Here is a 14,172-nt window from a genome sequence, read left to right on the forward strand (position 1 = left end):
GGCAGTAACAGCCCGGTTGGTGAAATTTTATTTATATCAAGCAAGTCCCTTATTCTTACAACAGTTTGTAGTATAATTTGCTTATTATTTTATGCAATTGGTGTTCCATTTGGCACTAGCTCATCAGGTTTTAAAAGCACAACATCTCCTTCTTCTGGAACACCACCTATTATTAACACCTCTGATTTAAATCCCGCAATTCGTCTTGGTGGAAAGTTCACAACTCCAATGACCTGTCTGCCAATTAACTCTTCCGGCTCATATCTTTTCGTAATTTGGGCTGAAGATTGTTTCATCCCCACTTCTTCTCCAAAATCAACTTTTAATTTTATCGCCGGCTTCCGCGCTTCTGGAAATAGCTCTGCTTCTACAATCGTTCCGATGCGGATATCTAATTTCATAAAGTCTTCAATCGTTGCCATATATGCTCCCTCCAATTTTTGAAATACCTACCTACATTTTAAACAAATGAAATAAAAGATTTTTCACCAAAAATCAGCTATTTTTATCTCTATGTCATATATTCGTTACATCGTCCCTATCACCTTTGCGATATTGACTCGGTGACATCCCCTCATACTTTTGGAACAAGCGAGTTAAAGAAGACTGATGCTCTAACCCAACCTGTATGGCAATATGCATAATGGATAAATTTGTATTTCGCAATAATTCTTTTGCTTTATTAAGGCGAACTTCCTGTATGTATACCGATGGAGATTTTCCCGTTTCTTTTAGAAACCACTCCGAATAATAAGAACGATTATAGTGCTCAAGCGCCGCTAATTGTTGCACAGTTATATTTTTATCATAATGTTCATGAATATATTGAATAGACTTCGGATGTCGCTCCTTGAATAAGCAGCGCGAAATATATGGATAGAGTTCGTTCAAGGAAGATTGTCCTTGTTCTATTTCATGTAAAATGAGATAGCGAATACTTTTCCACTGTTTATCGAACACATGTGAAATCCCTGTCCTTTGCATATTTCCTTCAGGAATCATGAAATGAGGAATATCCAGCACTAAAAATTCATTGCGTACAGCAGAATGAAACGTATGGGTGCATTCTGGAGGGACAAAAAATAACGTCTTCTGGTCAATGAGAAGATTTTGTAACCCAGCTTTTATAGAAAGTTCTCCTTGAAGAGGTAAAATTAACTGAGCATGACTGTGAGCATGTGTATGTTCAATCTCTCTATACGTTCGGCGTTCCGCAACAATCTCTTTACATATTTGCATATGCTCTTCTTCTCCCTTTTCATATTTGGATTTATCATATCAAAAAAAGTAGTGCAAACCAATCGCACGGTCTGCACTACTTTTTAATGTTTTTTCAAATCTCTCAAATTCGATATATATAAAGCGATTATTAAAATAAGAATTGATCCAGCATATAATAACGTTTCAAATGGTTCTTCATGAGAAACAATAATTAAGCGAATAAGTGCTGTAATTCCTATATAAATAAAATAACGTAACGGGAAATGATAATTTGATTTAAAATACTTAATAATCAACGCAATGAACTCGAAATATAAAAAGTACACAATAATGCTTTCAACAAGCTTATACGATGTAAATTTTTCGGCTGAAAATATGTACTGTATAAACGTAATTGTTTCATTCACTAAAAAGATTGCTAAAACAACGGATAATAATATAATAAGCGCAATGTTTAAAATCCATTGTAAAATACCTGCGATAAAGTGATCGATATTAAATAACTTCATTTCCTTTAAAACTCCTCTTCCTATTCATACTTATATATTATAGTAAAATTATATTCTACGGAAGTTGAAGCTGTATTTCTCGCCTTTTCATTTATACTATCAGCTCTCATTTTCCCCATTATAAATGAAATAGCCAACTCAATTATTTCCTGATACCGAAACTTACGACTGTATCCTTTTCCGAATCATAGCGATAACTAATAAAATAACTGGTATTACAATTTGGAGTGGAATATGTAGAAAGATCGGGACCTTCTTTATTCCAATTTCTTCATGCTCCATGTAATTAGTCGCAATCATAATTGATAACAGAACTACTACTGCACCAAACACAACAACTATAGAACGATAGCTTTTCAATCTAAACAATTGGGCAGTTCCTACTGCGGCACCATATAGAAACGATCCCACCTTAAAAAATCCGCCGATCATCATCGTTATAATGATAGCTGCATCAATTCGTTCAATCAGATTTCCAATAGATGCCATCCTCACGATTGTAAGCAGTGGATATGTTTTCATCTTAACTAAATTGGGGCCTATGACGGAAAGAATACTGATTGTATTTACAGTTAATAGAATTCCCGCTACAAGAACCACTACCATCCCTAATTTCTTCACCTTTCTCGAATCATGTAATGCCGGCCAAAACATCATAAACAATACCATTTCACCGAATGGAAATGTGATGACAAGAGGAAAGGCTGCCTCCCATACTGGCCCGAACCCTTTTTCTAGTACAGGTGCGAGCTGTTCTATATCAACAACTTGAGAGCTGTATACAATAGCCCATGTTAATATCGCAACAAGGAACAAAAAAGGAAAGAATATCTCCCCCATACGTCCGAATACTTCAATTCCACCATGTAAACAATACACAATGACAAGCATAAAACTACCGATAACGATAATAAGAGGAGTTTTCGGCAGAAAAGTTCCCGTTATAAGTTCACCAAAATCTCTCAATACTCGTGCGGCTATATAAATAAAATAAAAAATGTAGATTACATTCAAAGGGTAACCGATAAGTTTGCCCACAATTTTAGGAATCATTTGTGTAAGTGTATCTCCCGAGTAATACTCAAATAATTTTGTATATATCCACATTAAAACGAAACCACAGAACATACCGACTAGAATGACTAACCAGGCATCTTGTTTCGCGTCTACCCCTAATCCATAAATTACTGTACTCCCCACTTCGAAAGCCATCATAATATAAAAAAGTTGCATAATTCCTATTTTTTCCCGCATCATGTCTTTTTCTCCTTTGTCTAAGGAACATACGATATTATTCTTTCACTGTGTAAGACCTCTTTTTTCTAATAAAAGTGATAAGTAACAGCACTGTCGGCATAAGCGTCATCATACACGGTATATAAAAAGGAGAGATGTTTCCTAAAAATCGAGTCATTTCCTGTCCACTAGAAAATGCCCATACACCAATTAGTATTACAAAAAAACCAAGTGGAAACACAATGGGACGGTAGTCAGACAGATGAAGCCATTGCGCAGTCCCTAGAACAAGTACATAATAAAATACGGAAATTTTGATGAACGCCCCCAACACCCAAAGAGTAATCACAATTGACTCAAGATGTTCAAAAAAAGTAGCAACACTAATGTATCGAAAAGCAGTAAACACTGGATATATATGACTAATTACTGTTCCTCCAAACAGCAAAACTCCAATTATATTAGCATAAAGCAGAATGAACATTGCGACAAACACCGAGATTATCCCCCACTTTCTCCCTTTTTCACAATCTGTTACAAAAGGAAGTAGCATAGAGATAAGAGACACTTCACTAAACCAAGCCTGTGGCACAGTTGAACCAAGGATTGAAGGCAGCACACCATGCTCCATAATTGGAAACATATTCTCTATTTTCAAGTCAGGTATAAGCAGGAAAAAGAGGACAGGTGGAAATAAAAATAGCGGAACGAACAGTTGCGATGCCCTTCCTAATACTTCTATACCACCTCGAACCGCAAACCCACAAATTAGAATCATGCTTCCAATCACTACAATAATCGGAGTCTTAGGTAAAAAAGAACCAATGACGAAATCTGCGTACTCCCTAGTTATTATGCCGCATATATGTAAAATGAAGAACAGATAGACAAGCCCAAGGATTTTTCCTGGAATCCGGCCGACGATATATTTACTATATTGTATAATCGATTTCTCTGGATAACACTTATGCAATTGATATACGACAAATACAGTAAAAAAACCATTGAGAGACGCCCAAATTGGTGAAATCCATATATCGCGCTCTGCGTGCTCACTTGTAATGGCTGGAACAATAAGAACAGCCGTTGCAATGATTGTTGGTATGATGATAAGCGCCATCTGAAACGCAGAAATTTTCCCTTTTTCAACCATTTTCTTGTCTCCTTTTTATCCTACTTTTTCTCAAGCATTTTACCAAGCGGTTTGAAAAGCTTCTCAATCATTTGCGTAGGCCCTAACATGTCCGGAAAAAACAAAAGAAGAATAGCAAGCAGGTACCCTATCGCTGTTAAGGTTATAAAGGCCACCTTCTCCTTTTTCTGATCGTGATTCATTTTTGACCACTCATATAAGGCAATGACAAGCACGCATACTGTTATTCCTACTATTGTTAGCCATTTCATTTTTTTTCGACCTCTTTTTCTTTCACTCCCACTGGTGTAGTAGACAAACCAGGTCGGCGTACACGCGTTTTCATAACAATCTTCACATCCACCTGTGGAAGAAGCTTATCCCAACGATGTTTGACCTTATCCCATTCTTTTGGATATTTGCGGTGAAACGCATCTGCAAAACCAAACGCGTCCACATTCATTTCCTTCTTCACCTGTTTCAATGCTAGGTTCATGTACTGTTTAATGTCTTTTTCTAATTCTTTTTCTACCTTCTTCACAATGTTGGGACTCATAATGTCAAAACGGCTTCCATTTTGTACAATCGTACCTTCTGATTGAACTTTCGCGACGCTCTTCCACTTTCCATTCTCAATCGTAGGAAGAAGCTTTGTCTTTTGACGAACTGGATCTAACGAGATAGATTCTCCTTTTTTGGGGGTTATTGTCACCACACTCTCTTGAATTTCATTTCGCAACCATAATATCCCTCTAGTCACCTTCGTATTCATTCGACCGATCATTTTGTCCTTCTTAAAAACAGCCGTGCCAACTACAATAGCCATCGTTTCATCTTTGTTTTTTCGAGATACTGGTGGTAGCTTTTTAATCAAAGGTAGTAGAGCCACTCCTGCCTCACTTATTAACATCTGTTCAAAATCTATCACTGTAACATTTATACCGATATTCAGCTCTGATAGTTTTCGAAGCGCTTCTCCCACGTATGACTCTAAAGGTGGCTGTAACTTTAGAAGATCGATTGCTTCCCCATCACTAACGAACAAATAAGCTCGTTCCCGAGGTTCTGGATGGCGAAGTAAAAAGTCAATTTGCTTATGAATATCCCCTTCTTTAGCAAACTTTTTACTAAATATATATATTTTACAGTGCCCCCAAAAGAGTTTACGTGAAAATTTTGCTTGAAGCTTTGACGCAGCATCCGCCATATTTTCTCCAATCGCAGACCTTACCAAGATCTGAGAGCCTCCACCACTTCCTCCTCCTGCCTCGGACTGTCCTCCTTTCACAGCCCGAGGCACCAAAATTTGAACAGTAAGCCTAATGTTTTTCCCTTTTTCTTTGTCAATGCCAGTCCCCAACACTAGCGCTGTGTCATTCACTTCTCTTCTGTCCCAACAACCAGAAAGTAAGAAACTAGCTAACAAAAAGAGAAGAATGAGAAACACGTTTATGATGTTCCGAGATAAGAGATTCATGCTTGTTCACACCCTTCTCCTCATATCTTTCCTCTATAAATCGTCTCCCTCGCTTGGATTTGGTTTTTGGCTAGGGGGCTGTCGGTATCGATTGAATTCATTAGTTAAATGGGGACGTGTATTCATCTTCCACCACGGAACTCGAATCAAAGTATCTTTCAGCTCATGTGCATTCATCGGAGCGATTGGTGTAAGGTATGGAATATCAAAAGAGCGCAATGCACATAAGTGAATGACAATTGCAATCACCCCAAGCATAACCCCAAGTAATCCTAGGGAGCCGGCAAGAAACATAATTGGAAAGCGTAACATCCGCAACGCAATCCCTTGTGTATAATGCGGTACCATAAAAGAAGAAATGCCTGTAATCGCAACAACGATAATCATCGGAGCGGAAACGAGACCCGCTTGAACAGCAGCTTGCCCAATAACTAGAGCTCCAACAATACTAACAGCTGCTCCTACCTGTTTCGGAAGTCGAACCCCCGCTTCGCGCAGTGCTTCAAACGTAATCTCCATCATTAATGCTTCTATAAGAGCTGGAAAAGGAACTGTTTCCCGCGAAGATGCCATACTAATCAGCAAAGATGTCGGCACCATTTCCTGATGATACGTGAGCACAGCTACATAGATAGAAGGTAAAACAAGAGAAAATATCATAAATACAAACCGCAACAGACGAATAGCTGAACTAATTAAGAAACGTTGGTAATAATCTTCAGGCGATTGAAGTAAAGAAAAGAAACTAATCGGAGCAATTAAGACAAAAGGTGTACCATCCATCAGAATTACTACACGTCCCTCTAAGAGATTCGCAGCAGCTACATCCGGCCGTTCTGTATTAATAAGTTGCGGAAAGGGGGAATAAGGATTATCTTCAATCAATTCCTCGATATAACCACTTTCTAATATGCTATCTATGTCAATGCGCCGCAATCGGTTTTCAACTTCCTCAATTAGTGTTTCATTCGCAAGTCCTTCTATATAAGCAATTACAACCGAAGTATCCGTATAGCGACCGGTTTGTATTAATTTCATCTTGAAATTAGGACTTTTGATTCTTCTGCGAAGTAAGGAGGTGTTAACTGACAATGTTTCCACAAAACCTTCACGCGGTCCTCGTACGACATTCTCAGCTACCGGTTCTTCAATTGAACGCTTTTCCCATTTCGCAAGCCCTAACGCGAGCCCTGACATTTCCTGGTGCACGAGAAGTACAGGGTTTCCGCTGGAGATATTCTCTATACAATCTGTAAATGTCCTGACTTCTTTCGTCTTGGAAAGATGTATCTGTTTTTCTAACACTTCCAGTGGATTAAGCCCGCCCCCCTCCACTTCCGACATAAGTGGAGAAAGCACATGAGTATGAATCTCCTCTACATTAGATAATCCTTCTACATAAATAAGAACTGCTCTCATTTGTCCACGAATCAAAAACATATGAAAAACCACATCAAAACAATCCTGATACATAGAGCGAAGAATCTCTAAATTTTCATCTAGATCCGAAGAAAGTAAAACTTGTTGTTGCTGATCAATCTTTTTTTGATTCTTTTGAAAAAACATGAACAGCTCCTTTCTTTTATTCCATGTTGTATGAAAACTACCCTTATCTTGCGATATATCTAGAAAATCTATCCAATATAATTAAAAAATTCTTCAATTTATTTATGACTCTTTAAATTGACTGACAGAGAATTGAACCACATTATATTTTAAAGGCTGTTAAATCATATTTTCTTCCCTTCTTTTCACCTGTGTACGGAATTTGCATCATGTGCATTAACCTCTTTATAACTGAGCTGGATTCGATGTTTAGAAATTCTTTTAACTCTCTATTTGTAACCGTCGTTCCTAAAAGAAGCGCATAATCTTGCACAGCATATGTATGTGCTTCTATGGAAAAAGCATTGCACTTCGGACAACGCCATCCAGTTCTTACTTTCATCATTACAAAAGACAAACATTCTGAACACTGTATACCTTTTTGTAATTCCTCTTTTGTAATATTATGTTGCTCAAGAAGATTTTGTTGTAATGGGGAATGTTCGATCATAATATGTTCTACTAATTTTTCTAATTTCTTGGCTGATAACTGTTTCTTTACATGTACATTTTCTAACTGCTTAATTTTATTTGGGAGATTTGCACTATGGGTAATATTTTGGAGAAGTTCTGGATTATGAAATGAAGTTTTAATAATTGTACGCGGTGTACTAATCACAATGAGGGACTCAATTGGAAGGTTAGAAATACCATATAAATGAAGCCACTTTCGAAATTGCACTTCTTGTCTTTTTATTTGCAATATCGGGTCTGGAAATCCTTCTGAATGTTGCTCTGATATGCGGATGAGCTGATGAAATTCCGTATCAAAAAACAATGTCCCTGTTATATTTTTAATTTCTAGAAAGAGTATAAAGCGTGAGGATATGATGAGGGTGTCAATTTGAAAAAAATGCTTCTGATCAAAGAGTCTTATATCATGCAAAATATAATACTCCTTATCTGGTAGAAAGCTAAGCGGGTAATCTACCGCTTGTTCTCCTTTATATCCAGCATTCTGTTTCGCAAACTTTTCAGCAATTCTATCTCTTTTTGGGTGATTTGCAGGCAATCTTCTCAATAATGCTTCTAATTGACGCAAATAAATCGGCTTTTTCCGTTCTTTCACAATCATTTTCAGCACCCCTTTAAAATATATCGGGGCTTCGACATGGAATATCAACATCTCGCCAAATTTTTTCCGTAAAATGTGATTCAAACCATAAACTCGCCTCATTTTGAAGCATAAGTTTACCGTAAATCACAGTTTTTAGAAGCGTTCTTTATAAAATTTGAAACATACTATTGCCAAAATTTGTTTCCCCCCTTAACTTTGCCAAGAATAGCTTGTCCCCTCAAATGTCACTTCCAATTATTTACCAAAAATTAAAACAAATATACAAACAATGACTTAAGAAGAGAAGATAAACTAAAAGGAGACCTACGAAAAACGTTGGAGAAATTATAGGAAGTCTCACTAACGAAAGGACTTAAAACTCACGCCAAGAATTTTTTTGAAAGTTATCATTGTATTTTCCTTTTGAAATTCCTCCTGTAGATTGATTCCTCTATAAGATAAAGTTAAGTTCATAAACAATGATAATGAAAAAGCAAGTTCCCTCAATTAACAGGTCACTTGCTTTAACTTCTATCATGTTCTTAGCATGCTTCACCAGAGTATCTTCTACATCAGCTTCCATCACCACATATATAATAGTGAGCTCCATTATATAATGAATTTAAAGAAATCATCCTGTATAAACCGTTGCGATAATCACTCTTATTTTATGGATACGCCCTATCATTACTGCCTAGATCTAATTAACAAGGAACGAAATTTTCTACACGTCGCAAGTTCATTTATCCACAATATAATTAATGTGCGCCACTTAATTTAACTAGAATCTTTGCTTGAGACTTATCATGAATTAATGCTTCAAAGCCTTGTTCAGCAATATTATCTATATCAACTTTACTTGTAATAATTGATTGCGCCGGTAATCTTCCATTAGCAAGTAATTCAATGACCTCGTTATAAGTTTCATTGCTATATCCCACAGATCCCATTAATTTTACGCCGCTAAAGAGTAGGGATGAAGGAGCATTAAATTGGATATCCTGGGTGTGAAAGCTGATAACCATCATTGTGCCACGAACTTTAGTTGATTGAATGGCTTGATTAAATGTTGACTCAACACCTGCAGCTTCAAATACAACATCTGCTCCATCTGGGAATAATTTACGAATTTCTTCAACAGGGTTCACTTCTCTAGCATTAAAGACGTGTGTTGCACCCAATTCAGTTGCTTTGTCGAGTCGACTATCCAATAAATCGACAACAATAATATTAGAAACACCTGCAGCTTTTGCCCCTAATACAGCAAATAGCCCGATAGGACCTGCGCCATAGACAACAATAGTATCTCCTTCTTTTACATTTGAATCCTTAACTGATTGAAAAGATACAGCTGCTGGTTCTACCATTGCTGCTAATTCTAGTGGTAAAGTATCTGGAATTTTAAAAATCGTTTTTTGTGGAAGTATCGCGTATTCTGCAAACCCTCCGTCGATTTGTGCTCCAACCGCGTCTAAAGTGATGAAACGTTCAATTTCAGCATTTGAAGGATCTTTAAGCATCATTGGATAGATACATACTCTGTCACCTTCTTTAAATTTCGTAACATGAGAACCTACCTCTACAATTTCACCAGAAAACTCATGTCCGAGTACCATATTCCTATTCATTGGCACTGAATCCGGATGCAAGTATGCATGTAAATCAGAACCACAAATACCAGTCCATGCTACTTTAACTTTCACATCATTGGGTTGTAATTCTTTCACTTCTCTTTCCTCAATACGAATATCTTTTTCACCATACCATACTGCAGCCTTCATAAAAAATCCTCCTTTAAATCATTCAAATATTATATATAATTTTTCATGTAACTTTAGATTGTAATTCATGTTTTAAAACATGAAAGCAATTTTCTTTTGCTCTTTAACCTTCCCCATCATTCCTTTCCTCCTTTGCTATGTTCATTAATCTATCATAGGTTTTGAAGGAATTCGATGAGCAAAAAATAGCATATATCTCAAAGTGAGACATATATTTCAAAGCGGTTCATTTATCTATAAATTCTTAGAAATCTGAATTAATTCTTCTTTTGAATATGGATATTCATTTCCTATCCATTTTTTTATAATCTCAAAAAAACCACTACAGTAGAAATCACATAGTACCCTTGGATAATCAGAGTTTTGAATTCGTTTGGAAAGTGGATCATTATATTCCATTGAATTTTCATATAAATTTTCTGCACCAAACTGAATTAATTTTTCGTATAACTCAAGGCTATTATTTTTACTGGTAATATTAAAAAACAATGTACGATTAACATCTATGTATTCGATTATCTCCTCAAACAATGTACGTTCTAAATCGGAACCTTGCTTTGTTTGTTCAAAGAGGTTTATTGCAATGGAATTTGACACCTCACTAAATAACACATATTTATCTTCGTAATGACGGTAAAATGTGCTTCTATGAATCATTGCTTTTTCACAAATATGATTAATTGTGATGGATGAAAATGTTTTTTCTTTTAATAATTCCATGAACGCATCTTTTATTATGTTTTTTGTGCGTAAACGTGTAAAATTGCTCAATTCAAGTATCCTCCTATATTTAACTCCTAAGTAATGCTTGAAATTATAATAGTTTTGACTGCATAGTCCTGTTTCTTTTAGTATGCCTAAATCCATAATAATATGGAATTCTTTCTCCTAAATATAATACTTTTTATGAGACTGAGATGGATACTATAGACTTGTATTCATTAAAAAATAAAATGAATGAAAATTTTAGCTTGATGGCTCTAATTTATGAATAAAATTGGCTCTGGCACTTATACCAGAGCCAAAATGCTTATTTTATATGAAGTAGTTCACTTTTCACAGGGAAAGAACTTAATCCATATATAGTACTACTATTTGAGATAGGAGTGGGAAGATTCTGGTCAATAAACGAAAATGATTTATATCTTTTTATTAATTCCGTCAATACAATTTTAGCTTCTAATCTAGCTAGAGGAGCGCCTAAACAAAAATGGATTCCATGTCCAAATGTAAGGTGAGGATTTCGCCTGCGATATATGTTGAAACTATCAGCATCTTTAAATTGATACGAGTCACGGTTAGCCGATCCAACCCATGCTGAAACGATTTGATCTACTTGTAAAGTTTGGCCTTTTAATTGAATCTCTTTTTTTACTCTGCGTACAACCCTTTGAACTGGTGAACGATACCGTAATACTTCTTCAATTGTTTTTGGAATAAGAGATAGATCCTGTTGTAATTGCTCATAAACATTTGGATGTTCTATTAAACAATATAGCGCGTTTCCAAGTAAATTCGTTGTTGTTTCATTTCCTGCTACTAATAGCAGTTTACAAAACGCTACTAATTCCTTGCTCGAGATATTTATATCCGCTTCACTTTGAACTAATAAAGAAATAATGTCATTTGAATCTTTTTTGGCTTTTCCTCGATTGAGTTGGATAATTTCTTCAAAAAAATTCCCTAATTCATTTTCTGCTTGTAAACGTGTATGAAAAAATTCTTTCAAATAATCCGGATCTTCATGACTGGGTGAACTTACAATAATATCAGACCATTTCTTGAATCTTTCCATATCCTTAGCAGAAACTCCTAACATTTCAGCAATTACTATAACTGGTAACGGATAAAATAACTCCCTTACAATATCAAAAGTTTTGTGATTTGATAATTGATTGAGTATATCGTTTGTGATTTGCTGGATTCTAGGCTCCCATTCTCTTAATGCTTTAGGAGTGAAAGACCGATTTACAATAGACCGCATTTGCGTATGCTTTGGTGGATCCATCCCAAGGATACTTTGTGGAAATGGTGACTTTTTCTTCTCGGGCATAATATTAGAAAAATACTCTTTATCCTCTAAAACAGTTTTTACGTCTTCGTACAAAAAAACATTCCACATGTCTGCCTGATGATTAAAACAAATAGGCTCCTTTTCCCGCATCTCTTTGTACCATACAAATGGTTTATACGGTTCTTCTAAAGCCTGTTTTCCTATCAGCTTATTTGTAGGAATCATATCAATTGATTGATAAGGTGTTTTCATGTATAACAATCTCCCCTCAAAAAATAATTTCCATTACACCAAATACAATTCACCGAATAACATTCGGTGTAGTGAGGATTATACAACAACAAACGAAATTTTCAAACTATTTTTTGATTTTAAGATAAACTAAGGAGAATTAACGTTGTATAAAAAAATCTGTCAAAGAGAAAACAACAAGCTCTATGCTTTCTTGCCCTATTTTTTCTATTTAAGTCTGTTTGGTTTTAGATCAGCTAAACTAAAAGAAAAAGCATGATCCTTCTTTATACTGCAAGAAGGGCATTCTTTTTTTGTTTACAATACAACATATAGACCCCACATCGATTCATTTCAAAGTAGTTCATTCCCCATTAGATATTTTTCTATCCCTCGGAAAGGGAGAATAACGGTCAAAGCACATGTAAAAAGTCAATAAAATCAATATTTCATAAATGCTGATTATGGTACCATATATACTTTATACCGTTACAAATTTATCGAGAAATGAACCACTTTGAGATATATGTCGCATTTTGATACATATACGCATTTTTGTTTGTCGCTTTCCATTAATACCTATGATAAATTGCTAAACATAGCTAGCTTACAATTAAATTTCTAAAAATAATATTTCACCTTTCATATCATAAAAAATTAAAAAGGAGTTTTTAAAATGAAGAATCGAGTACATCCAGAGTTATTACCAGGGTTAGAAATGTATCCAGATCAAGATTTACGCCCAGAGTGTTTGCAAGCAATGAGAGAAGAAGCTGCACAAGTCTTCCCAGCTACCGTTGTTGATGAATCTCTTTCGTTAACAGAGGAATTCATTGAAGGACCTGATGCGAATCCAGTACGAATAAAAATTTATCGTCCAAAATCAAATAATGAAGCCTTACCTTCCCTGTTATGGATACATGGTGGTGGTTATATCCTAGGCTCTATAAATGATAATGAAGATCTTTGTGTAAAATTTGCAAAAGAAGTTGGTTGTGTGGTCGTTTCTGTAGACTACCGTTTAGCTCCTGAACATCCTTATCCAGCTCCAATTGAAGATTGTTATGCAGCATTAAAATGGATTGCTGATAATGCAGAAGCATTAAACGTTGATTCAAATCGAATTGGTGTTGCAGGAGTAAGCGCTGGGGGCGGACTTACAGCAGCATTAACATTATTAGCTCGTGATCGACAATACCCTTCTATTTGTTTCCAAATGCCACTTTATCCAATGATTGATGATCGTAATAATACACCTTCTACAAATGAAATTACAGAAGGGTTTGTTTGGAATCAAAAGTCAAATGAAGCTGGCTGGAAAATGTATTTAGGAAAATTACATGGAACGGATCATATTCCTGCCTATGCAGCCGCTGCTCGAGCAGAAGATTATCGTAATCTGCCACGTACCTACACATGTGTTGGTCAATTAGATCCATTCCGTAGTGAAACATTAACCTACGTAACAAAACTTGCAGAAGCTGGTGTTGATGTTGAATTTCATCTATATCCTGGAGCTTATCATGGGTTCGAAATGTTCCACCCAGATGCTGATATATCTATTCACGCTTTGAATGATTATGTACGAGCAGTTAAGACTGGTTTGGCAAAAAAGTAGCTAAGTTAGCGACTTAATCCCTTTACAAAAGAACCACCCGCAAATGAATTGGATCCAAAAAGTTGGACACATATTTAAGCAGCTAATAAGGATTGAACTCTGTATTGTACAGGGGGCAATCCTTTTAATGTTTTTATGAGATATTTGCCTTTCTTAAGTTGATAGCAACAGGGTAGCACCACATCACCATCAATCTAAAAAGAAAAAGTTTTCAAAAATAACCCAGGTAACTATATAAGAATAAATTTACGTTTTAAAATGTAAATTTGAATTAAAGTCTTCATATTTGTA

At 35.8% G+C, this 14,172-nt stretch carries 13 protein-coding genes; 1 reads left to right on the forward strand and 12 read right to left on the reverse strand.

The annotated features are described in order from the left end of the window. Positions 1-89 precede the first annotated feature (89 nt). The 12 genes from csaA to MR059_RS15035 form a co-directional block, all read right to left on the reverse strand. Entirely contained in the window at positions 90-422 is a 333-nt protein-coding gene (gene csaA, locus MR059_RS14980; RefSeq protein ID WP_012096106.1) for a chaperone CsaA, read from the reverse strand. Positions 423-516: 94 nt separating this feature from the next. After that, positions 517-1,239, reverse strand: a complete 723-nt coding sequence (locus MR059_RS14985; protein ID WP_012096107.1) for a helix-turn-helix transcriptional regulator — start codon at positions 1,237-1,239, stop codon at positions 517-519. Positions 1,240-1,322: 83 nt separating this feature from the next. Next, positions 1,323-1,730, reverse strand: coding sequence for a phosphate-starvation-inducible protein PsiE (psiE, locus tag MR059_RS14990; protein ID WP_012096108.1), 408 nt, complete (start codon positions 1,728-1,730; stop codon positions 1,323-1,325). A gap of 162 nt (positions 1,731-1,892) precedes the next feature. Then, complete coding sequence (locus MR059_RS14995) at positions 1,893-2,987, reverse strand: GerAB/ArcD/ProY family transporter (protein ID WP_012096109.1); 1,095 nt, start codon at positions 2,985-2,987, stop codon at positions 1,893-1,895. A 34-nt stretch (positions 2,988-3,021) separates the two neighbouring features. After that, entirely contained in the window at positions 3,022-4,119 is a 1,098-nt protein-coding gene (locus tag MR059_RS15000) for a GerAB/ArcD/ProY family transporter (protein ID WP_012096110.1), read from the reverse strand. Positions 4,120-4,139: 20 nt separating this feature from the next. After that, positions 4,140-4,370: a hypothetical protein gene (locus tag MR059_RS15005; RefSeq protein ID WP_012096111.1), complete on the reverse strand. Its 231-nt coding sequence runs from the start codon at positions 4,368-4,370 to the stop codon at positions 4,140-4,142. After that, entirely contained in the window at positions 4,367-5,575 is a 1,209-nt protein-coding gene (locus MR059_RS15010; protein ID WP_242161885.1) for a Ger(x)C family spore germination protein, read from the reverse strand. Before MR059_RS15010 ends, MR059_RS15005 begins: the two co-directional genes overlap by 4 nt. 33 nt (positions 5,576-5,608) lie before the next feature. After that, positions 5,609-7,141 (reverse strand): spore germination protein, encoded by a 1,533-nt coding sequence (locus MR059_RS15015; protein WP_087099337.1) that lies wholly within the window; start codon positions 7,139-7,141, stop codon positions 5,609-5,611. 142 nt (positions 7,142-7,283) lie between these two features. After that, positions 7,284-8,255: a nuclease-related domain-containing protein gene (locus MR059_RS15020; RefSeq protein WP_012096114.1), complete on the reverse strand. Its 972-nt coding sequence runs from the start codon at positions 8,253-8,255 to the stop codon at positions 7,284-7,286. Positions 8,256-8,995: 740 nt separating this feature from the next. After that, positions 8,996-10,018 (reverse strand): 2,3-butanediol dehydrogenase, encoded by a 1,023-nt coding sequence (locus MR059_RS15025; RefSeq protein WP_012096115.1) that lies wholly within the window; start codon positions 10,016-10,018, stop codon positions 8,996-8,998. Between the two features lie 234 nt (positions 10,019-10,252). Beyond that, complete coding sequence (locus MR059_RS15030; RefSeq protein ID WP_012096116.1) at positions 10,253-10,789, reverse strand: TetR/AcrR family transcriptional regulator; 537 nt, start codon at positions 10,787-10,789, stop codon at positions 10,253-10,255. A gap of 259 nt (positions 10,790-11,048) precedes the next feature. Next, entirely contained in the window at positions 11,049-12,284 is a 1,236-nt protein-coding gene (locus tag MR059_RS15035) for a cytochrome P450 (RefSeq protein WP_012096117.1), read from the reverse strand. Positions 12,285-12,939: 655 nt separating this feature from the next. On the opposite strand from MR059_RS15035, the gene MR059_RS15040 reads away from it, so the two are divergent. Continuing rightward, a complete protein-coding gene (locus MR059_RS15040) occupies positions 12,940-13,881 on the forward strand; it encodes an alpha/beta hydrolase (RefSeq protein ID WP_012096118.1) in 942 nt (313 codons plus the stop codon). Positions 13,882-14,172 lie beyond the last annotated feature (291 nt).

Source organism: Bacillus cereus group sp. BfR-BA-01522, from assembly GCF_022662635.1.
Classification (GTDB): domain Bacteria; phylum Bacillota; class Bacilli; order Bacillales; family Bacillaceae_G; genus Bacillus_A; species Bacillus_A cytotoxicus.